General features: G+C 70.3%; 22 protein-coding genes. 8 read left to right on the plus strand and 14 right to left on the minus strand.

Going from position 1 to position 20,313, the window contains the following annotated elements; genetic code table 11:
* Positions 1-311: 311 nt before the first annotated feature.
* Entirely contained in the window at positions 312-725 is a 414-nt protein-coding gene (locus tag U870_RS0115270; RefSeq protein ID WP_025158248.1) for a hypothetical protein, read from the plus strand.
* Between the two features lie 65 nt (positions 726-790).
* A complete protein-coding gene (locus tag U870_RS0115275; RefSeq protein ID WP_240183719.1) occupies positions 791-1,489 on the plus strand; it encodes a cation diffusion facilitator family transporter in 699 nt (232 codons plus the stop codon).
* Between the two features lie 79 nt (positions 1,490-1,568).
* Here U870_RS0115275 and U870_RS0115280 read toward each other — a convergent pair whose 3' ends face one another.
* A complete protein-coding gene (locus tag U870_RS0115280; RefSeq protein WP_025158250.1) occupies positions 1,569-2,450 on the minus strand; it encodes an alpha/beta fold hydrolase in 882 nt (293 codons plus the stop codon).
* Positions 2,443-2,901: a helix-turn-helix domain-containing protein gene (locus tag U870_RS0115285; RefSeq protein WP_025158251.1), complete on the minus strand. Its 459-nt coding sequence runs from the start codon at positions 2,899-2,901 to the stop codon at positions 2,443-2,445. Before U870_RS0115285 ends, U870_RS0115280 begins: the two co-directional genes overlap by 8 nt.
* A 152-nt stretch (positions 2,902-3,053) precedes the next feature.
* Here U870_RS0115285 and U870_RS0115290 point away from each other — a divergent pair, with 152 nt between their 5' ends.
* Positions 3,054-3,650, plus strand: coding sequence for an N-acetyltransferase (locus tag U870_RS0115290; RefSeq protein WP_240183720.1), 597 nt, complete (start codon positions 3,054-3,056; stop codon positions 3,648-3,650).
* 180 nt (positions 3,651-3,830) lie between these two features.
* The gene (locus U870_RS0115295) at positions 3,831-4,448 is read left to right on the plus strand and encodes an HdeD family acid-resistance protein (protein WP_025158253.1); all 618 of its coding nucleotides are present in this window, start codon (positions 3,831-3,833) and stop codon (positions 4,446-4,448) included.
* A 79-nt stretch (positions 4,449-4,527) separates the two neighbouring features.
* On the opposite strand, the gene U870_RS0115300 is transcribed toward U870_RS0115295, so the two are convergent.
* Together U870_RS0115300 and U870_RS0115305 are read right to left on the minus strand one after the other, a co-directional pair.
* Entirely contained in the window at positions 4,528-6,534 is a 2,007-nt protein-coding gene (locus U870_RS0115300; protein ID WP_025158254.1) for a S9 family peptidase, read from the minus strand.
* A gap of 10 nt (positions 6,535-6,544) precedes the next feature.
* Positions 6,545-7,315: an SDR family oxidoreductase gene (locus tag U870_RS0115305; protein WP_025158255.1), complete on the minus strand. Its 771-nt coding sequence runs from the start codon at positions 7,313-7,315 to the stop codon at positions 6,545-6,547.
* A 117-nt stretch (positions 7,316-7,432) separates the two neighbouring features.
* Between U870_RS0115305 and U870_RS0115310 the strand changes: the two genes are divergently transcribed.
* From U870_RS0115310 to U870_RS0115325, 4 genes are all read left to right on the plus strand, one after another.
* Positions 7,433-7,951 (plus strand): NfeD family protein, encoded by a 519-nt coding sequence (locus tag U870_RS0115310; protein WP_025158256.1) that lies wholly within the window; start codon positions 7,433-7,435, stop codon positions 7,949-7,951.
* Positions 7,948-8,898, plus strand: a complete 951-nt coding sequence (locus U870_RS0115315; protein WP_025158257.1) for an SPFH domain-containing protein — start codon at positions 7,948-7,950, stop codon at positions 8,896-8,898. The genes U870_RS0115310 and U870_RS0115315 overlap by 4 nt, the downstream gene beginning before the upstream one ends.
* The gene (locus tag U870_RS0115320; protein WP_025158258.1) at positions 8,895-9,641 is read left to right on the plus strand and encodes a glycerophosphodiester phosphodiesterase; all 747 of its coding nucleotides are present in this window, start codon (positions 8,895-8,897) and stop codon (positions 9,639-9,641) included. Before U870_RS0115315 ends, U870_RS0115320 begins: the two co-directional genes overlap by 4 nt.
* 138 nt (positions 9,642-9,779) lie before the next feature.
* Complete coding sequence (locus tag U870_RS0115325; RefSeq protein ID WP_025158259.1) at positions 9,780-10,151, plus strand: RNA polymerase-binding protein RbpA; 372 nt, start codon at positions 9,780-9,782, stop codon at positions 10,149-10,151.
* 26 nt (positions 10,152-10,177) lie between these two features.
* Here the strand turns inward: U870_RS0115325 and lnt are convergent, their stop codons facing one another.
* The 10 genes from lnt to U870_RS0115375 all read right to left on the minus strand — a co-directional run bounded on the left by lnt (position 10,178) and on the right by U870_RS0115375 (position 20,311).
* Positions 10,178-11,728: an apolipoprotein N-acyltransferase gene (lnt, locus tag U870_RS0115330; protein ID WP_025158260.1), complete on the minus strand. Its 1,551-nt coding sequence runs from the start codon at positions 11,726-11,728 to the stop codon at positions 10,178-10,180.
* 37 nt (positions 11,729-11,765) lie between these two features.
* Positions 11,766-14,198, minus strand: coding sequence for a DEAD/DEAH box helicase (locus U870_RS0115335; protein WP_025158261.1), 2,433 nt, complete (start codon positions 14,196-14,198; stop codon positions 11,766-11,768).
* Between the two features lie 9 nt (positions 14,199-14,207).
* Entirely contained in the window at positions 14,208-14,960 is a 753-nt protein-coding gene (tatC, locus tag U870_RS0115340; RefSeq protein WP_025158262.1) for a twin-arginine translocase subunit TatC, read from the minus strand.
* A gap of 43 nt (positions 14,961-15,003) precedes the next feature.
* Positions 15,004-15,225, minus strand: coding sequence for a Sec-independent protein translocase subunit TatA (tatA, locus tag U870_RS0115345; protein ID WP_025158263.1), 222 nt, complete (start codon positions 15,223-15,225; stop codon positions 15,004-15,006).
* Entirely contained in the window at positions 15,225-15,578 is a 354-nt protein-coding gene (locus U870_RS0115350) for a hypothetical protein (protein ID WP_025158264.1), read from the minus strand. The genes tatA and U870_RS0115350 overlap by 1 nt, the downstream gene beginning before the upstream one ends.
* Positions 15,579-15,587: 9 nt before the next feature.
* On the minus strand, positions 15,588-16,562 hold the full coding sequence (locus tag U870_RS0115355) for a helix-turn-helix transcriptional regulator (RefSeq protein ID WP_025158265.1): 975 nt from the start codon (positions 16,560-16,562) through the stop codon (positions 15,588-15,590).
* Positions 16,555-17,589 carry a helix-turn-helix transcriptional regulator gene (locus tag U870_RS0115360; RefSeq protein ID WP_025158266.1) on the minus strand — a complete coding sequence of 345 codons (1,035 nt, stop codon included), beginning with the start codon at positions 17,587-17,589 and terminating at the stop codon, positions 16,555-16,557. Before U870_RS0115360 ends, U870_RS0115355 begins: the two co-directional genes overlap by 8 nt.
* An 18-nt stretch (positions 17,590-17,607) precedes the next feature.
* Positions 17,608-18,516, minus strand: a complete 909-nt coding sequence (locus tag U870_RS0115365) for a hypothetical protein (RefSeq protein WP_025158267.1) — start codon at positions 18,514-18,516, stop codon at positions 17,608-17,610.
* Positions 18,517-18,579: 63 nt separating this feature from the next.
* Positions 18,580-19,593 carry a tRNA (adenine-N1)-methyltransferase gene (locus U870_RS0115370; protein WP_025158268.1) on the minus strand — a complete coding sequence of 338 codons (1,014 nt, stop codon included), beginning with the start codon at positions 19,591-19,593 and terminating at the stop codon, positions 18,580-18,582.
* 7 nt (positions 19,594-19,600) lie between these two features.
* Positions 19,601-20,311: an HAD family hydrolase gene (locus U870_RS0115375; RefSeq protein WP_275886606.1), complete on the minus strand. Its 711-nt coding sequence runs from the start codon at positions 20,309-20,311 to the stop codon at positions 19,601-19,603.
* Positions 20,312-20,313: the final 2 nt, after the last annotated feature.

The raw sequence follows: 20,313 nt of genomic DNA on the forward strand, positions 1-20,313 counted from the left end.
GTGACACCCAGAGTCAACACGATCGCCAGCACGGCCACACTCACGCTGCCGCGCCCGCTCACGGACACAGCAGTAGAACCCCGCCTCAACATCCCCGAAGATCCCCCAAATCGGCTGGTCGATCGTTCCTCGACCAACTACGCGAAAGCTCTACGACAGTAGCAGGAGACGCGTCGTCACCGCACGACCTGACATAATGTGCATTATCAGCGCACTAAGAATGGAGTTCGGTCGATGAGTTCCGGCACCCCCGGCCAATAGTGTGGGCGCAACGCATTCGCACGTGCCCGCGCATCTCCGATGGAGGAAGAATGGCTCACCGACGTCTCGTTGCCGCGTGTGCGGCACTCGCGGTCGCCGTGCTGCCACTCATGGTCGGTGGATGCGCGCGCACGCCGACATGTTTCCCGGAGGCTGTCACGGCGACGCCTTCCACGGTCACCGCCGGCTCCACGGTCACCGTCTCGAGCACCGCCGCATCGTGCGACCTGGGGTACTCGTCCGCGCACACATACACACTGCGGCTCACGCATCGGGAATCGACCACGCAGGCCGTGAACGCTCCGGTGAAGCCGGACGGCTCCTTCACGGCGACCGTGCCGGTTCCGGCGGACTTCCCACACGGCACCGCCTACATCGCCGTCACGGGAACGGCGTACGACGACTGCGCCGACAGCGGGTCGGGCTCCTGCGCCGGCTACGGCACGACCATCGACGTCGAGTAGCCGCACGCCGCTCCCACCGGCACTCCCCTGGTTTTTAATACAGCATTTGCTTTACTATCATTCTCGTGACGATCACCGACCCCGCCGCCACCGCCCGCACCGCCGTCCTGCGCCGCCGGATCCGTTGGATCGTCACGGTGACCATCGGCTACAACCTGGTGGAGGCGGTCGTCGCGATCGCCGCCGGGAGCGCCGCGTCGTCGGCCGCACTGATCGGGTTCGGGCTGGATTCGACGATCGAGGTCCTCTCGGCGGCGGCCGTCGCGTGGCAGTTCACCCGCCGCGACCCGCAGCGTTGGGAGAAGCCCACGCTCCGGGTGATCGCCGTCGCGTTCTTCGCGCTGGCGGGCTATGTCACCGGCGGGGCGCTGCTGACGCTGCTCGCTCGCGTCGACGTGCACCACTCCCCGATCGGCATCGCCCTCACCGCACTGAGCGTCGTCATCATGCCGTTCCTGTCGCTCGCCGAACGCCGCGCCGGACGCGAGCTCGGCTCCGCGACCGCCGTCGCCGACTCCATGCAGACCCTGATCTGCACCTATCTGTCGGCCGCCGTCCTGATCGGATTACTGCTGAACAGCCTGTTCGGCTGGTGGTGGGCCGACCCGCTCGCAGGGCTGGTCATCGCAGTCTTCGCGATCCGCGAGGGCATCGAGGCCTGGCGAGGCGACGCGTGCGCCACCTCGGTCGGCATGCTCCTCGACGACGACGACGATGACGACGACGACCGAGTCGGTGACCACGGCCGCGACCGAGCAGACTGAGCCTCCCCCACACGGATGTCACGCACCGGGACCCGGCGCCCGGGACTCCACGCGCCGGAACGCCACGCCCCGCGGCCCCCTACGAACCCGACGCCGTGCGTACGAAGGCGGCGACACGGTCGGCGCGGCCCGGGATCAGGTGGCCGACCCCGTCGAGCAGCTCCACCTCGGCACCCGGGATCGCAACGCGGGCGCGGCGGGCAGCAGCGCGCCCGTCGAGCATCCGATCGCGCGCACCGAAGACGGCACGCACCGGCGTCGTGCTGCGGCCCAGCGTCTCGTCGGAGAAGACCGGCAGTGCGTCGGTCCGCGGACGGAAGTGCGCGAACGTCGTCAGCGCCAAGGCCGTGAGCTCCGACGACGACCCGGCCGCCGCCGCGGGACGCGCGCCATGCGGTCCCGTGAGGTAACGGAGCGCCCGCGTCCGGCCGGACTCCCCGGCTCCGGCCAGCAGTCCCGCGACGATCAACGGTGCCACCCGGCGCGGCCCAATACCGCTGGAAGACAGCAACAGCACGCCACGGAGGGAGTCCGGGTCGCTGGTCGCCGCATCCAGCGCGACCCACCCGCCGAGCGACTCCCCCACGACGATCGGGTTCGCCACGGCCAGCGCATTCAGCACCTCCATCAGCCATGCCGCATGCACACCCGGCTCCAGCGGGAGCCGCTCCCCCGGGCCCGACGCGGCCTCACCCGGCAGATCGAGCGCGATCACCCGGTGGTCACGGCCGAGGTCGGCGAGCTCTGCCGCCCAGCCGATGGAGGTGGCTCCCGAACCGTGCAGGAGGACGACGGGCGGCGCCCCGACCGGACCCGCCGCGAGACCGTGGACCACACCGGACGACGTCTCCAACCGGAGGTGCTCCGCGGCGGGAGCCAGCCGAGCGACCGTCGCGTCGAAGGCTCGCCGGACCTCCCGCTCACCGCCGGCCGACCGGAACGCGCTCGCGAGCTCAGTCATGGGTCAGCTCCAGAACACGACGGACAGCGGCCGCCGTGTCGAGAACGCCTCCCACGGCACCGGTGAGGACGACCTTCAACACGCTCGACCCCGCGATGGTCGAGAGGTGCACGTCGACGCCCGCGCCGAAACCGCGCGACGCCACCAGGGTCGTCACGCGCTCAGCGGACGCGACATCCCGGGTGTCGATGTCGAGGATCACGGTGGCCAGGGACGCCCCGACCCCCTGGTCCACGGCCGGTCGCCCACCCGGGAGCGCCGCGACGGCCGTGCCGGCGTCGGCGCGAGGCACCGCTCCCCCGGCGAACAGCTGCAGGTCCTCGACCCGGATCCGGTACTGCTTACCGATCCGCGCCGCCCGGAGACGACCGGAACGGATGTAGTCGCGGACCGTCCGCGGCTGCACTCGCAGCTCCTCGGCGGCCTCATTCACACTCACGAACTCCGTCATAGTGACCAATATATACGTCTACAAACAACTGTAAACGCACACATCGATGGTGGCTCCGCTTGGCTCGGCTCCGCCGCACCGCGCCGACGTGCGCCGTACCCTCCGGGCGTACGCTGGGCCCGATCCCGCGTCGACGACCCCCGGAGGTGACCGTGCCGCTACCTGCGCCGGGCGAAGCCGTCCCTTCCGGCCTGCGCTCCACCGAGTTCGCCGTGCGTCCGATCACCGTGGACGATGCTGCTGCGGACTACGACGCCGTGATGGCGACGCGCGACCTGCTCCGAGAATGGGAGCAGACAGGGTGGCCCGCGGACGACTTCACCGTCGAGGCGAATCGAGCCGATCTGGAGGGGCTCGCCCGGCGGCACGAGGAGGGTCGGGCCTTCACGTTCACGATTCGCGATCCGGACGACGTCGCGTGCCTGGGCTGCGTGTACGTGTTCCCCACGGAGGCGGCCTTCCTCGCGGCGGCGCACGTGACGCCCCTGAACGACGAGACGTGGGAGGACGTGGACGCGGTCGTCTACTTCTGGGTACGCGCGGCGCCATCGAACGCACGCCCACTCGACGCGCAGCTGCTCAGCGCGCTCCGCTCGTGGTTCCGCGAGGACTGGTCGCTGCACTCGACCGTGTACGTCACCAGCAAGCTCGTCACGCACCAGCTCGCCGTCCTCGACGCCTCCGGTCTCACGCCGCTGTTCGAGCTGCGGGAGGACGGCAAGCCGGCCCGCTACCTCGCGTACGGCTGACGCATCTGAACCAGTGGTCGCGACACGCCGCCACGATGGAGCGCCTGGCGGCGTGTCGTGACCACCAGGCGAGCAGGAGGACACGCGCGGGCCGCCCCTGCCGCCGCGCCGCACGGCTGGGGCGCTACTGTTCTGCACGGGACGCATCTTGCGCGGCCCACACACCGAAAGGGTTACCCGATGTCTGCCACCGATCCCGTCGACACCGTCCTGCACGACTTCGCGCTCGACGCCAAGAACCTCACCCGCTCCGCGATCAACGGCATCCGCGCGACGATCGGCATCACCGGCGCCGTGGCCGTCGTGCTGGGCATCGTCCTGCTGTTCTGGCCGGTGAAGACCATCGCCGTGCTGGCCGTCTTCCTCGGGATCTACTTCGTGGTCGCCGGCGTCATGCGCCTGGCCATCGGCATCTTCAGCAAGGGCATCGGCGGTGGCCTGCGCACGCTCAACATCCTGCTCGGGGTGCTGCTGGTGATCGCCGGCGTCGTCGCGCTGAAGAACGTCGCGACGGCTGCGGCCGTGCTCGTGATCTTCGCCGTCGCCTTCATCGGTGTCGGCTGGATCATCGACGGCGTCATGGCGCTGGCCGAGTCGGGTCGCACCCCGAACTCGGGCTGGGCAATCGCGTTCGGCATCCTGAGCATCCTCGCGGGCATCGTCGTCCTGGTGCTCCCGGCCTCCTCCGCCGAGTTCCTCATCCTGTTCGCGGCGATCTCGCTCATCGTCCTCGGGGCGATCGGCATCGTGCGCGCCTTCACCTTCGGGCGGGATGTGCTGACGACGTCGGCCGAATAGCCGCCGCTTCCCGCACACGCGACGACGGCCCCGCCTCGGGAAGAGGCGGGGCCGTCGTCATCGGTGGAGGCTGCTCCCGTCAGGCGCTGTTGCGCGCGGACGGCAGGTGCGTGGCCCACCAGTCCAGGATGATGTCGAACCGCTCCCGACGGTGACGCGGGCGTCCGCTGCGGCTCAGCTCGTGATCCTCGCCCGGGAAGACGACCAGCTCGGTCTCGGCGCCGTTGCGCTTGAGGGCGGCGTAGTAGCGTTCCGCCTGCGGCAGCGGGCAGCGCAGATCCAGCTCCGAGTGCATGATCAGCGCCGGAGTCCGCACGTCGCCGACCACGGCCTGCGGGCTCTGCGAGCGGATCAGCGCGGGGTCTGTGCCCGTGTACTCGTCGCCGAAGAAGCTGCCGATGTCGCTGGTGCCGACGAACGCCTCCGGGTCGAGGAAGCCGCGCTCGACGATCGCAGCGGCGAACCGGTGCTCGTGCGCGATCGTCCACGCGGTGAGGTAGCCGCCGTACGATCCGCCCAGGATCCCGACACGGTCGCCGTCGAGACCAGGGGTCGCAGCGATCGCCCCGTCGAGGAAGTCGAGGACGTCGGTCAGGTCCACGGTGCCCATCCGCTGGCGGATGACGCGCCCGTGCTCCTGGCCGTAGCCCGCCGAGCCGCGCGGGTTGCACATGACGACCGCGTACCCGGCCGCCGCGTAGACCTGCGCCTCGTCGAACAGCGCACCGGTGTAGGCGGCGAACGGACCGCCGTGAATGTTCAGGAGGACCGGGTGCGGGCCCTCCCCTTCGGGCACGACGACCCAGCCGTGCACCGGGTAGCCGTCCCGCGCGGTGACGGTCAGCTCGCGCGGCGCGACGATCCCCGTGGCGCGCAGCGCAGCGGAGAAGTCGGTCAGGCGCCGCACGCCGTCCTCTCCGAGCAGGGCGACGTCACCGGCGGTGCCGGCGTCCGCCACGCTCAGCACCACCACGTCGCCGGCGACGCCGACGCCGTTCACCACGGTGGTGTCGTCGGTGAGCCGCCGGGTCGTCCCGTCGACGGCCACCTCGGTGAGCACGAGGGCGCCGCGGCTGCGGTCGCGCACCAGCACCGAGTCGTCGCGGTAGGCGACGATGTCCGACTCGGTGAAGTCCTGGGTCTCCGCGTCGGTGAGGCGGCGCGGAGCCGCACCGGCTCGGTCGATCGCGTACAGCGACGCGTTGCGCCCGACGAAGTCGCGGCCGCTCTCCCCGACCTCCTGAGCGGTGAAGAACAGCACGCCGTCGAGTCCGTACGCGAGCTCGGCGACCGAGAAGTCGCCGTGCGCACCGGTGGCGTCGACCGGTTCCCCGGCGGCGCCCTCCGCCCCCACGGGCAGCAGGAACACGTTCTCGCGCAGATCGCCGTCGCGTCCGGCGTGACGGGCCGAGACGAACGCGAGCGTGCTGCCGTCGGGCGAGAACGCCGGAGACCCGTCGTCCCAGGGACCGTCGGTCAGCTGCAGCGGCTCGGCGACCGCGGGCGCCGGCGCGGTCGACCCGTCGTAGTCGGCGACCGGGACGATCGCGGGCTCGGCCCAGACCTCCGGCACCGGAACGAGGAACAGGTGCGCCCTGCGGTCCGTGATGTAGCCGAGACCGTTCGCGCGATAGTTCAGGATGTCGAAGCGACGCGGGCGCTCGGCACCGGCGTCGATCCCCTCGACCGTCCCGTACCGACCCTGCTCCGGCTCGCGGCTGACGAACGCGAGCGAGCGGCCGTCCGGCGCCCAGACGAAGGCGGACACGCCGAGCTTCCGGTCGGTCACCTGCACGGGTTCGCCGCCGGCGGCGTCCACCACGAAGATCTGCGGCGCCGTCTTCGGCGCCGAACGGACGAAGGCGAGCAAGCGGCCGTCCGGGGAGAACGTCGGCGCGGAGTCCCGGAACCCGCGGGTCAGCCGCCGGGGGGCGGCGTGGCCGGTGAGCGGGATGGTCCAGAGCTGTCCCACGGCCGCGTCGGCGGCGAACGAGGGATGCGTCACCGACACCACGGCGCGCCCGCCTCCGGGGTGCACAGTCGGGGTCGAGACGCCGGTCAGCAATTCGAGGTCGGTGGACTTCACGGCAGGCCCCTTACTCGTCGACCGGCAGGAAGCTGGACGTGTCGCCGACGAGTCGCGTGTGGCCCTCCGGGATCGGATCGACCGCGGCCGCGGCCACCTCGGCAGCGAACTCGCTCACGTTGTAGAGCTTGCCTGCCGCCTCCTTGCGAGCGTCGATCGCGCCCGGGTTGAGCCGGTTGAGCAGCGTCGCCGTGATCGTGCCTTCGATCATGTCGCCGGAGACGACGACGAACTCGACGCCCTTCTCCTCCAGCGTCGGCAGCAGGGCGCGCAGCGCGTCCTCCCCCGCCCGCTTGCTCAGGGCGACGGCCTCGTACTCGGGCATGGTCGGTGTCGTCCGGATGAAGTGCGCCTGGTGGCTGGTCACGAAGACGACCCGCGAACCCGAGCCGAGCAGCGGCAGGGCGGCGTTCAGCACGTTGACCTGCGCGTCGCGGTTCAGCTGCATGGCGTAGTCCTCGGCCATGCCGGACTCCATGCCTCCCGAGGCGTTGAGCACCAGCAGGTCGAGGCCGCCCCACTCGGCGGCGACCGTGTCGAACATCGTGCCGACCGACGCCGGGTCCGTCAGGTCCGCCCCGACGGTGAGCACCGTGGCGCCGCCCGCGCGCAGGGAGTCCGCGAGCTTCACCGCGCGCGCCTCCTTGTTGCGGTAGTTGATGACGACGTTCGCACCGGCCTCGGCGAGGTACTGCGCGGTGTCGGCGCCGATCCCGCGGGACGAACCGGTGACGAGGGCGCGCGTACCGGCGAGCGAGCCGGGGGCGAGGGGATTGGACACGGAAGACTCCTAGAGTGTGCGGAAAACTGCATCCTGAGACTACCAAGTGGGTTCCCGTCCGCGCGGTCCGCACCTGATAACGTCTAGTCAGGACGCGCAAGGAAGGGGGGCCCGATCATGGACATCACATCCTTCGCCTGGATCGCCTGGTTGGTGCTGATCCTGGTCTTCATCATCATCGAGATGCTCACGCTCGACTTCGTCTTCCTGATGATCGCGGTCGGCAGTGTGGGCGGCCTGGTGTCCGGTCTCGTGGGCACCCCCTGGTGGGGCCAGCTGATCATCGCAGCGGTGCTCTCGATCCTCCTGCTCTTCTTCATCCGACCCCCGCTGCTGCGCATGCTCAAGCGCGGCGGGGATCCGGCCAAGAGCAACGTCGCCGCGCTGATCGGCATGGGCGGCCTGGTGGTCTCGACCGTGTCCCGCACCGGCGGACTGGTGAAGCTCGCGATCGGCGAGACCTGGACCGCGCGGCTCGCCACCGCAGCGGACGGAGCCGTCGTCGCGGCCCCGCCGGCGGACCTCGTGCCGGGCGAGCACGTCGTGGTCGTGTCCATCGAGGGTGCGACAGCCGTCGTCACCCCTGCCCCGGTGCCCTCGGGCGCCGACGGCATCACCGAGAGGAGTGCGTCGTGAACGATTCCAGCCAAGTGGTCACGACCGTGGTGGTGATCGCGATCATCGCGATCATCGTGATCTTCGTGCTGGTCACCCTGTTCCGGGCGATCCGCATCATCCCGCAGGCGCGCGCCGGCGTCGTGGAACGGCTCGGCCGGTACCACAAGACGCTCAATCCCGGACTGAACGTGGTGGTGCCCTTCGTCGACAAGGTGCGGCCCCTCATCGACATGCGCGAGCAGGTCGTCTCGTTCCCGCCGCAGCCGGTGATCACCGAGGACAACCTCGTCGTCTCCATCGACACCGTCGTCTACTTCCAGGTCAACGACGCCCGCGCGGCGACGTACGAGATCGCGAACTATCTCGGTGCCGTCGAGCAGCTCACCACCACCACGCTCCGCAACGTGGTCGGCGGGCTCAACCTCGAGCAGGCGCTGACCAGCCGCGACAACATCAACGGCCAGCTGCGCATCGTGCTCGACGAGGCCACCGGCAAATGGGGCATCCGCGTATCGCGCGTCGAGCTGAAGGCGATCGACCCGCCCCTCTCCATCCAGGACTCCATGGAGAAGCAGATGCGCGCCGAGCGGGACCGTCGTGCCGTCATCCTCACTGCGGAGGGCAACAAGCAATCCGAGATCCTGAACGCCGAGGGACGCCGACAGGCGGCCATCCTCAGTGCCGAGGGCGACGCGAAGGCCGCGGTGCTCCGAGCGGAGGGTGAGGCGAAGGCCATCACCACGGTCTTCGGAGCCATCCACGAGGGGAACCCCGACAACCTGCTGCTCGCCTACCAGTACCTGCAGACCCTGCCGAAGATCGCCGAGGGTCCGGCCAACAAGCTGTGGATCATCCCGAGCGAGCTGACCGAGGCGCTCAAGGGCATCGGCCAGGCGTTCGGAGAGAAGGGCGCAGCGGCCGCCGCCGCTGCCGCAGAGAGCGGCCCGCCCGCTCCCCCGGCGTGAGCTTCCTGAGCGGACGGGGCCCGCGCGTCATCGCGCACCGCGGGCTCGCCCTCGACGCGCCCGAGAACACCCTGCTCGCCTTCCTCAACGCACTGACGGCCGGGGCGACGCACCTGGAGACGGACGTGCACGCCTCCGCCGACGGCGTGGCCGTGATCAGCCACGATCCCGAGCTCGCCCGGGTCGCGGGCATCCCCGGGCTCGTCGCCGACCTGCGCATGGCCGAGCTGCGCCGGGTGGACCTCGGACATGGTCAGACGTTCTCCTCGCTGGCGGAGGCGCTGGACGCCTTCCCCGAGGCACGCGTCAACATCGACATCAAGGACGCCCGCGCTGCGGCCTCCACCGTCGAGGCGATCCGCGACGCCCGCGCGACCGAGCGCGTGCTCGTGACGAGCTTCTCCCGCAGGCGCAGGGAGGCGGTCGCACGGGCGCTCCCGGGCGTCGCGGTGTCGCCGTCGGTGCCGGAGATGGTGCCGGCGCTGCTGGGTGCGAAGGCCGGGTTGCGGCCGCTGGTCCGTCGAGCGCTCCGTGGTTTCGCGGCCGTCCAGGTCCCCGAGCGGCAGGGTCCCGTCCGCGTCGTCACCGCACGTACGGTCCGGGCGATCCAGGCCGCGGGCTGCGAGGTGCATGTCTGGACGGTCAACGACCCCGCCGACATGCGCCGTCTGCTCGACCTCGGCGTCGACGGCATCGTGACGGACCGCTGCGACCTGCTGACGAGTCTGATCGCCTCCCGCTGACGCACCCGCCAGCCTCGGTGGCGGCTGTGAGTCTTCTGGGACACTGTGAGCGTCCTGGGAGAACGGGCGTCCCGGAAAGACAATCCCCAGCTTGACGGTTTATAACAGTGAGGATTCGCGCGAAGAGGAGACCACACGATGGCAGATCGCAGTTTGCGCGGAATGAGACTCGGCGCCCAGAGCTTACAGAGCGAAGAAGGCGTGGTTTACTCTCCGCGTACCCGTTACACCTACCTGTGCCCCGAATGCGGCAAGGAGACCGAGACCGTGTTCTCGGCCGAAGCCGATGCACCCGACACCTGGGAGTGCCGCCACTGCGGACACGAGGCCCGGTTGCTCGTCGGCGACACCCCTGTCGAGGTCGACCACTCCGACGTCAAGGCGCCGCGGAGCCACTGGGACATGCTCCTGGAGCGCCGCACCCGCGCCGAGCTGGAGGAACTGCTGGAGGAGCGTCTGCAGTATCTGCGGGCGCGCCGCGGCACCGGGGAGCGCAAGCACAGCGCCTGACCCCGCACGACGACCAGAGGCCGCTCTCACCGCATCGGTGGGAGCGGCCTTCTCACGTCCGGGGCCGGGTTGCGGCGGCCGCCGACGGCGACCAGGAGGCCGAACAGTCCGAGGCCGGCCACGAGGAACTCGATGCCCCGGCTCAGCAGCGTCGACGGGGTGGTCGTGGTCCCGAGCGGCACGTCGGCGATCATGCTGCCCGGCGCGAACGGAGGGATCTCCGCGATCGTGCGACCGTCCGGGCCGATGATCTGGCTGCTGCCGACCGTCGAGATGTTCACCAGCGCCCGGCCGGACTCGATCGCCCGCAGCCGTGCGATGGCCAGCTGCTGCTGATTCTCGTCCGTCTCGCCGAAATCGGCGTTGTTGGTCTGCGCCAGGATGACCTGCGCGCCGCCCCGCATCATGTCGGTCAGCAGCTGGTCGTCGACGATGTCGAAGCAGATCGAGATGCCGGCGCGCACGCCGTCGATGTCGAAGACGTTGTCGCGCGTCCCGGGCGTGTAGTCCCGGCCGATCAGATCGATCAGATCGGGTGCGAACGGGCGCCAGAACGCGCGGTCGGGCACGTACTCGCCGAACGGGATCGGGCGCTTCTTGTCGTAGTAGTCGACGGCGCCCTTGCCCGCCTCCCACTGCAGCGAGGTGTTGAAGTACTTGCCGTCGCGGTAGGTGATCGTGCCGACCACGAACGTCGCGTCCATCTTGCGGCTGAGGGCGTCGAGGATCGCCGCGGACGACGGGTCGCGCGTCGGGTCGGGCATCGCCGCACCCTCCGGCCAGACCACGATGTCGGCCTTCTGATCGGCGATCTTGAGTGTCGCGGCCACCTGGGCGTCCAGCACGGCGCCGACGGGGGCATCGTCGAAGTATCCCGCCGGTCCGTTCCCCTGCACCGCGGCGATACGGGTGGTGCCGTGGGTCGGCGTCGGCCAGGCGGGGATCGCGAGCACCAGCGCGACCGCCCCGAGGGCGAGTACGGCGCGCCCGAGCGGGCGCAGATCGATCGCGAAGCCCAGCTCCACGATCAGGCCGACGAGCCAGACCATCACGAAGCTCAGGCCGGAGATCCCGAGCCAGGCCGCCAGCGGCGCGAACGGGCTCTCCGATTGGGACTCGGCCGCCCGGCCCCAGGAGAAGCCGCCGTACGGCCAGGAGCCGGTCACGTACTCCCGCAGCACCCACAGCCCCGACACGATCACCGTCAGCAGCCCCAGCCGCCCCCAGACGCCCGGCCAGGCCTTCGGCACCCAGCGGTAGGCCAGCGTGATCAGGATGCCGCCCACGCCCCAGAACAGCGCCTCCAGGGTCGACAGGGCCACCCAGGGGACGGGACCGAGGTAGAGCGCGGTCCACGCCACGTGGACGAGGTAGAACGACTCCCCCGCCAGCCAGCCGACGAGGAACGCGGAGCCCGCCCGGCGACCGCGTTGTGCGAGCAGCACCATGGCGATGCCGACGAAGGTGAGCGGCCACCAGTCCTTGTCCGGGAAGCCCGCGTCCAGCACCGGCCCGGCGGCGATCGCCATCAGCACCGCGAGCCAGAGCGGAAGGGGGGCGCGCGGCGTTCGGGTCACGAAGGGAGAGCCTAAAGCATCCGGCTCGGGGCGCCGCTCAGGCAACCGCGGAGTACGCCACGATTCCTCGGCGGATCGCATCCAGCGCCTGACGGGCCGTGCGGCCCACGTTCCCCGGCGCGACGAGGGAGAGCTGGTCGAGCAGGTCGATCGTCTGCTTGGTCCAGCGCACGAAGTCGCCCGCCGCCATGTCCGCCTCGCGCAGCACCGCGTCGAGCGCGCCGCCGCGCGCCCACTGGTACATCGCCAGGGACAGCGTCGTCGACGGCGGTTCGCTGCCCGGGAGCCGGTTCTCCCGCTCGAGATCGTCCAGTCGGCTCCACAGGTCGATCGTCCGCTCGAGCGCCGGCCGGAAGGCGCCCCGCGGGAGCGACCGCTCGTGCGCGAGCCCCTCGTCGCGCCGCGGCTCGAAGACGAGTGCGCAGGCCATCGCAGCGAGACTGGGGGCGTCGAGCTCCTTCCACGCGCCGCGGCGCAGGCACTCGGCGACGAGCAGGTCACGTTCGCCGTAGATCCGTTTGAGCGTGCGCCCGTGCACGGTGAGCGCCGTCGTGCCCTCGTCCTCCACCAGATAGCCGAGCTCCAGCAGCACGTCCGAGACGCGGTCGAACACCTTCGCGACCGCGCCGGTGCGCGACTGGATCTGCGCGCTCAGCCGATCCGTCTCGCGCTTGAGGGTCCACCAGCGTTCCGCCCAGCGTGCGTGCTTCTCCCGGTCGGGACAGCGGTGGCAGGGGTGGTCCTTCATCCGCTTGCGCAGCGCCGCCAGCTGTCGCTGCCGCTTGTCGCGGTCGGCGCGGGAGACGTTGTCCAGCTTGGCGCCCTTGCGCTCCAGGTCGGTGAGCTCGCGCCGGATCCGCGAGTACTCGCGGAAGTCGCCCAGGTGGCAGGTCATCGCCTCCTCGTACCCGGCGAGCGACTCCTCCTGCTGCCGCACCTTGCGCGCCAGGTCGACGACGGCGCGGTCCGCCTGGAACTGCGCGAAGGACGACTCCAGGATCTCCCGGGTGCGTGGCCGCCCGAACTGGTCGACCAGGTTCACCGCCATGTTGTACGTGGGCCGGAAGCTCGAGTTCAGCGGGTAGCTGCGGCGGGAGGCGAGGGAGGCGACCGACTGCGGGTCGAGGCCGTCCTCCCACTGGATGACCGAGTGCCCCTCGACGTCGATCCCCCGGCGGCCGGCGCGGCCGGTCAGCTGCGTGTACTCCCCCGGCGTGATGGGCACCCGCGCCTCGCCGTTGAACTTCTCCAGCTTCTCCAGCACGACGGTGCGCGCGGGCATGTTGATGCCGAGCGCGAGCGTCTCGGTGGCGAAGACGACCTTGACCAGCTTGCGGCGGAACAGCTCCTCGACGACCTCCTTGAAGGCCGGGAGCATGCCCGCGTGGTGAGCGGCCACCCCGCGCTCCAGACCCTCCAGCCACTCCCAGTAGCCGAGCACCGCCAGGTCCTCGTCGAGCAACGTGCGGCAGCGCTCCTCCACGATCGCGCGGATCTCGTCGCGCTCGTGCCGCTCGGTCAGGCGCACCCCCGAGCGGAGGGTCTGCCGCACCGCGGCATCGCAGCCGTTGCGGCTGAAGATGAAGAAGATCGCCGGAAGGAGGTTGCGCTCGCGCAGCAGCTCGACGAACGCCGCCCGCTCCATCCGGAACGAGTCCGGCCGGCCGCCCTTCGAGTGGTAGCGGCCGACGTCCCGCGTCTGCCTGCTGCTGAGCACCCGGCCGCCGTAGCGCGCCATCTGCACCAGCTCCGGGTTGACGCGGTTGGTCGCCGCGAGGCCCGACGAGTCGAACAGGTCGATCAGCTTCGAGCGCATCAGGATGTGCTGCTCCAGCGGAACCGGACGCTCCTCCGAGACGATCACATCGGTGTCTCCGCGCACGGCCTGCAACCAGTCGCCGAACTCCTCGGCGTTCGAGACGGTGGCGCTGAGCGAGACCATCCGCACCTCGGACGGCAGGTGGATGATGACCTCCTCCCAAACGGCCCCGCGGAACCGGTCGGCGAGGTAGTGCACCTCGTCCATCACCACGAACGCCAGATCCGAGAGGAGGTCGGAGTCCGCGTAGAGCATGTTGCGCAGCACCTCGGTCGTCATGACCACGATGCGCGCGTGCGAGTTGATGTTCGTGTCGCCCGTGAGCAGCCCGACGGACTCGGGCCCGTAGGCGTCGACGAACTCCTGGAACTTCTGGTTGCTCAACGCCTTCATCGGCGTCGTGTAGAACACCTTCGCGTTGGCCTCGCGCATCGCCAGGAAGACCGCGAACTCGGCGACGATCGTCTTCCCCGCGCCCGTGGGCGCGGCGACGAGCACACTGCGACCCTCCTCCAGGCTCGCGCACGCCTCCCGCTGGAACGGGTCGAGGTCGAAGCGCAGCCCGGCGCGGAAGGTCTCGAGCACGGGCTGGCTGGCGCGCTGGCGCGAGGCGGCGAAACGCTCGGCCGGGGAGAGCTGCTGGTCGGTCACCCGACCAGACTATGCCGCCAGCTCGGCCTCCAGCCGATCCGCGCTCTTCGCCACGCGGCGGTCGTGCAGCCACGCCACGCCGTACGCGGCGAAGTACAGGCCGACCATCGGGATCGCGAGCAGGAACATCGACAGCACGTCCGCCGCCGGCGTGGCGATCGCGGTGAAGAGGACGATCAGGATGAGCGCCCACCGCCACGAGGCGATGATCGACTTGGCGCTCAGGATGCCGATGAAGTTGAACAGCACCAGAAACACCGGCAGCACGAAGGCGATGCCGACCGCGAGCACGAGCTTCATGATGAAGTCGAAGTACGTCTTCGCCCCGATGATCGCGGCATCCTGCTCCGGCGCGAAGCTGGTGAGGAGGCTGACGATGTGCGGGACGAGCAACCAGCCCACGACACCGCCCGCGATGAACAGCGGGACCGCGGTGAAGAAGAAGCCGAACGCGTACTTGAGCTCTTTCCGGGTCATCGCCGGAACGAAGAACGCCCAGATCTGGTAGAGCCAGACCGGGCTCGAGATGATGGCGCCGATCGTGACGGCGACCTGCATCTTCAGGTCGAAGGCACCGGTGATGCTGTCGTAGTTGAGGGTCGCGTCGCGGCCCTGCTGCTCGGCGATCTGGGTGATCGGCCCGCGCAGGGCGTCCATGACGAAATCGGCGAGGAACCAGCCGATGACGGCGCCGACCAGAAGGGCGATCGCCGACCGGAAGAGGCGTTTGCGAAGCTCGACGAAGTGCTCTGCGAGCGACATCCGCCCTTCGCGGTTCTTGCCTCGCTTGGTGGAGGCCACCGCGTTACGGCTTCGGCTTGGTTTCAGCCGACGAGTCGGACGCAGCCGTCTCGGACGAAGCGTCGGCGTCCTTGCCGTCCTTCTTCATCTCGTTGACCTCGCCCTTGAAGATGCGCATCGACTGACCGATGCTCTTGGCGAGGGCGGGAAGCTTCGGCGCGCCGAAGAGGAGCAGGATCACTGCGAGGATGATGAGCAGATGCCATCCGGTGAGTCCACCGAGCATTATGAAGTCCTTCGAGTCACGAATTCAAAGCGCGAGGGGTCCGCTTTGATGAGAAGCTTACCGCGCCGCACCCGGGCGTCCCTGCGAGCTTGCTTTGCGAACTCCCGGTCGGCCCGCGCCTGGGCGCGTTCGGCGCGGAGTTCCGCGGCGTCGGCGAAGACGGCGGGATGGAAGGCCTCCTCCCGCAGGTCGTCAACGCGGGACTGCAGCACGTCCGCCTTCTCGAGCAGGGCGGACGCCTCATCCACCGCCCCCATGAGCTTGCGGAACAGGCTCCAGGCGAACGCGGCGAGCATGCCGAGCAGACCGAGCACCAGCACGGTCCAGATGACCAACCACGACCACCACGGCATCTCGGAATCCTACCGGTACCGTGCCGCGCCGGCCGCGGCCCACTCCGCCACCACGCGACGCGCCTCGGGAGGGTCGAGCACGGTGAGGACGCCGGAGAGTCCGCCGACCAGACGCTTGAGCCCGTGGAAGTGGGCCACACGCACGCTGGTGCGCACGACCCCGTCGTGCTCGCGGCGCTCCGCCCCCTCGGGGATGTAATCCTCGATCAGCGGGATCGCCGACGCCGACACCTCGATCGTGACCAGCTGATCGTCGGGAGTGCCCTCGAAGAGGGTCTCGGGGAGGGTCACATCGCCGGGGCTGTACGCGATCGGCACGTCGGTGGCGGTGAGCCCCTCGATGCGGTCGAGCCGGAAGGTGCGCAGGGCGGTCCGGGCGTGGTCCCACCCGCGCAGGTACCAGTCCTGGTCGATCGACTCCACCCGCAGCGGGTCGACGCGGCGCCGCTCGCGTTCGCCGCGCGAGTTGCGGTAGTCGAAGTCGAGCCGGGTCCCGGCCATGACCGCATCGCGGATCACCGCCAGGGCCTCGTCGGTTTCCGAGCGTGCGACCGCGACCTCGCTCGGCGCCGCGGACGCGCCCCGCGCGAGCTTCGCCATCAGCGAGCCGATGACGTCGCGGTCGGCGTTCTCGGGCAGCGCGGTCAGGTACTGCAGCCCGGCGATGAGCGCGGCCGCCTCCCGTGCCGAGAAGCGCGGGGAGTCGTCGATGGCGACCTGGTGGGTGAGCACGATCCGGTCGTTGTCCTCGAAGTCGTCCCACGCGATGTCGAAGAGATCGCCCGGCTGGTACGCGTTCGTCTCCCCCGGGACGCCCGACACCGCGATCAGCCGCACCGCATCGCGGAGCTGCTCCGGTTCGACGCCGAAGTGGGCGGCGGCCTCGGCCACGCTCACCCGGTCGCGATCCATCAGGTACGGCACGAGGGCGAGCAGGAACGCGAGCTTGTCCTGCGCCTGCATCGGCCGGCGGCGCTCAGCCATCGTGCTCCTCCCCCGCTCCGTGCGCCCGCGCAGTGGCGAGCAGCCGGTCCAGCACCTGGGCGCGCAGCTCGGGCGGCGAGACGACCAGCACCTCCGGGCCGAAGCCCGCCAGCTGATCGGCCAGGACGTTGATGTCGGAGAAGTTCACGGTGAGGGTGAACGCCTCGCCGTCACCGGTCGTGGGCACGGCGTCGCCGTAGCGCTTGCGCAATCGCGTGGCCGCGTCGGTTCCCGCGTCGACCCGGATCTCGGCGACGTTCGCCTCCCAGATCACGTCGAGGTCGGCGAGGGCACGCTCCGCGAAGCCGTCGCCCTCCGGCTCGAACGTGCGGTTCGTGACCTTCACCGGGCCGACCATGCGCGACAGCAGGAAGGTGCGCGACCCCTGGGCTTCCTGGTCGATGCCCTGCAGGTGCCAGCGCCCCTGGTGCTGCACCAGCGCGAGCGGTGCCACCGTGCGCAGCCGCGACGCGGTCTCACCGGGCTTGAGGTAGGGGAACTGGACGATCGCGTGCCGCTCCAGCGCCTGACTGAGCGGCTCGAACGCCGCCTCCCTCACCCGCAGCCGCGGGGCGTAGCCGACGATCGGCTCGTCGGCCTCGACGCCGAGGGAGCGCAGCTTCATCAGGGCGCGCCGCGACTCGCCCGACAGCGATCCTTCGCGCCAGACCGTCGCGGCCAGGCCGAGCAGGGTGATCTCCTCCGGGGAGAACGCCACGTCCTGCGGCAGGTCGTACGCACCCTTCGGGATGCGGTAGCGCAGCAGCTGGTTGTTGCCGGACGCCTCCGGGGACTCGACGGTCTCCAGCGGGACACCGAGCTCGCGGATGTCGTCCTTGTCGCGCTCGAACTGGCGCTCCAGGCTGCTGTTGTCGCCGTGCGCGGCGAAGCGCTGGCGGTAGCCCTGCACGGTCGACAGGATCTCGTTCTTCGTCAGCCCCGTCTCCGTGGCGAGCAGCGCCAGCACCAGGCTGAACAACCGCTCCTCGACGGGGACGCGCGAGGGCGAAGACGCGGAACGGGACACCCGTCCATCCTAGTCGCGCTAGCGCACTCCGAGGATGTCGACCACCCAGGCGGCCGCCGGGAAATTGCCGTCCTTGGGCGTCTCGATGACGACCTGCGAGCCGACCTTCTGGCCGACCAGCTCCTTCAGCATCGACTGCGGCAGCACCGAGCTGCTCTGGTTCTGCAGGGAGCTCTGTCCGCTGGCGATGTCGACGAGGTCGGGCGAACTCGTCCAGCTGCTCGTGACGACGTTCTTCTCCTCCCAGCCGACGGCCGTGTACTGGAGGATCGCCTGGCTGTCCTTCTTCACCTCGGCGCCGTCGCCGGCCTTCAGCAGCTCGCTGCGCACGGTGGTGGGCGCCCCGCCGGACGACGGGATGGTGATGCCCGGCTGACCGGTCGGCGCGAGCACCACGGTCGGGAAGCCGGAGACGGACGGCCGAACCGCCCCGTCGGCCGCCGAGAGGTAGGCCTTGACGACATCGATGACGTAGATGGGCGACGGGGAGGGCGTACCCGACCCCGTGTCGGCGCCGGAGTCCTTCGGGGAGACCACGATCGCCACTCGCGATCCGACCGGCGCACACAGCAGGCCCTTGCTGACCGCATCCGTGCCGGTCGCGTAGAGCTGCTTCGCCGAGCTGCTGCCCGCGACCTCGCCCGTCGCACCGTTCACGACGGTGTAGGTGACCTCGAGCATCTGATTGCGCTGCACCTTCTCACCACTGCCCTCGGTGAGGATCGTGCGCTGCGAGGTGGTGGTGTCGATCGGCGCGGGCACCTTCACCGTGGGCGTGCCGCCGAGCTTCCCGGTCGCGGTGACCAGGTCGGAGGCCTTGCCCGACGGGAGGGCCCCGTCGCAGCTCGCGTTCGGGTTCGACGAACAGCCGGTCAGCGCGACGGCCAGCAGGCCGGCGGCCACGACGAGTGCGGTAGCTCTGCGCACGGGTCCTCTTTCGATGCGATCGGTGGGGAGGCCGGAGGTGCGTGACCTCACGACCTCCTCATGCTAGTCGACGGTCGGGGCGTCCTCGTCCGCACGGTCGCGGGCCTTCGACAGTTCGGCGCTGGTGGCGGCCTCCCGCACCCGCTTCCGCAGGCTCTTCGGGCTGGACTGACGCTCGCCGAGCGCGCCCGGTGTCCACGCCTCGACGTCCGCGTCGGAGTAGTCGCTCTTCGACGGGCGACGCTTCAGCTCCGGGAGCACCGTGTCGGGTGCCAGGCGGCGCGCCGTGAGCAGGAAGCCGGTGTGCGCGATCATCCGGTGGTCCGGACGGACGGCGAGACCCTCCACGTGCCAGCCGCGGACCATCGTCTCGCTCGACTGCGGGTGGGTGTAGTGCCCGGTTGCGCGGATCGCCTCGGCGACGCGGGAGAGCTGGGTGACGGTCGCGACGTAGCAGATGACCACACCGCCTGGCTTGAGGGCCGTGGTGACCGCGTCCAGGGTCTCCCACGGCGCGAGCATGTCGAGCACCACACGGTCCACGGTGCCGGGCTCGACAGTGGCGGGGAGCGCCTCCTGCAGATCGCCGACGGTGACCGTCCAGTTGTCCGGGTCGGCGCCGAGGAAGGTGGCCGCGTTGTCGCGGGCGACCTCGGCGAACTCCTCGCGCCGCTCGAACGAGTGCAGCCGGCCCGCGGCGCCGATCGCGCGGAGGATCCACAGCGAGAGCGCGCCGGACCCGACGCCGGCCTCGACCACGGTCGCGCCCGGGAAGATGTCGGCCAGGGCGAGGATCTGCGCGGCGTCCTTCGGATAGACGATCGCGGCACCGCGCGGCATCGACATCACGAAGTCGGTGAGCAGCGGACGGAGCGCGAGATGCTCAACCCCGGCGTTGTTCGTCACGACCGAGCCGTCGGGCAGACCGATGACGGCGTCGTGCTCCAGCACGCCGCGGTGACTGTGGAAAAGCTTGCCGGGCACCAGCGTGATGGTGTTCATCCGGTTCTTGGGGCCGGTGAGCTGCACGCGGTCTCCCGCGCGGAACGGGCCGGAGCTGCGGGGGGTCTCGTTCATCGGGTCTCTACGCTTTCGGGGTCTGCGTGCGCGCCGCGACGACCGCGGCGATGTCATCGGCCGTGCGGCCGTCCAGGGTGGTCCAGAGGGTGTGCTCGTCCGACTCCGGCAGCGGGACGATGTGCGGCACGCCGATGGCCGTCGCGCCGGAGGCCACCGCCGACGCCAGGCCGACCAGGGAGTCCTCGATCGCGACCGCGTCGCGCGCGTCGATCCCCAGCAGCTCGGCGGCCCGCAGGTAAGGCGCCGGGTGCGGCTTCGGCTGCTCCACCTCGTCGCCGCTGACGATGAGGTCGAACGCGTCGAACGGGATCTGCGCCACGATCTGCTCCGCCATCCGGCGCACCGACATGGTCACCAGGGCCGTGCGCACGCCGCGCTCGCGCAGCGAGGACAGCAGTTCCCGCGCACCGGGCCGCCACGGGACGCCCTCCGTCTCGAGCTTGTGCTGCACCCGGTCGGTCAGCCAGGAGACGATCGCGTCGGCCTCCATGTCGACGCCGTGGGAGCGCAGGATCTCCGCGGACGTCCAGAGGCCCTGCCCGACGAGCAGAAGGGCGTCGTCGTGGGTCCAGGACCCGCCGAACGAGTAGACCAGCTCCTCCTCCGACGCCATCCAGTAGGGCTCGGTGTCGACGAGGGTGCCGTCCATGTCCCAGAGCACGGCGGCCGGGAGGAGCGAACGGTCGGAGGCGGTGGCGGGGAGCGGTGAGGTCACGG

This window comes from Leifsonia aquatica H1aii, from assembly GCF_000633535.1.
Classification (GTDB): domain Bacteria; phylum Actinomycetota; class Actinomycetes; order Actinomycetales; family Microbacteriaceae; genus Leifsonia; species Leifsonia aquatica_A.

Coding starts and splice junctions, on each gene's coding strand:
- U870_RS0115285 (WP_025158251.1), bottom strand. CDS start 2,901: ATGACGGAGTTCGTGAGTGTGAATGAGGCCGCCGAGGAGCTGCGAGTG.
- tatC (WP_025158262.1), bottom strand. CDS start 14,960: ATGTCGCTCGCAGAGCACTTCGTCGAGCTTCGCAAACGCCTCTTCCGG.
- U870_RS0115295 (WP_025158253.1), top strand. CDS start 3,831: ATGTCTGCCACCGATCCCGTCGACACCGTCCTGCACGACTTCGCGCTC.
- U870_RS0115325 (WP_025158259.1), top strand. CDS start 9,780: ATGGCAGATCGCAGTTTGCGCGGAATGAGACTCGGCGCCCAGAGCTTA.
- U870_RS0115270 (WP_025158248.1), top strand. CDS start 312: ATGGCTCACCGACGTCTCGTTGCCGCGTGTGCGGCACTCGCGGTCGCC.
- U870_RS0115370 (WP_025158268.1), bottom strand. CDS start 19,593: ATGAACGAGACCCCCCGCAGCTCCGGCCCGTTCCGCGCGGGAGACCGC.
- U870_RS0115310 (WP_025158256.1), top strand. CDS start 7,433: ATGGACATCACATCCTTCGCCTGGATCGCCTGGTTGGTGCTGATCCTG.
- U870_RS0115350 (WP_025158264.1), bottom strand. CDS start 15,578: ATGCCGTGGTGGTCGTGGTTGGTCATCTGGACCGTGCTGGTGCTCGGT.
- tatA (WP_025158263.1), bottom strand. CDS start 15,225: ATGCTCGGTGGACTCACCGGATGGCATCTGCTCATCATCCTCGCAGTG.
- U870_RS0115355 (WP_025158265.1), bottom strand. CDS start 16,562: ATGGCTGAGCGCCGCCGGCCGATGCAGGCGCAGGACAAGCTCGCGTTC.
- U870_RS0115280 (WP_025158250.1), bottom strand. CDS start 2,450: ATGACTGAGCTCGCGAGCGCGTTCCGGTCGGCCGGCGGTGAGCGGGAG.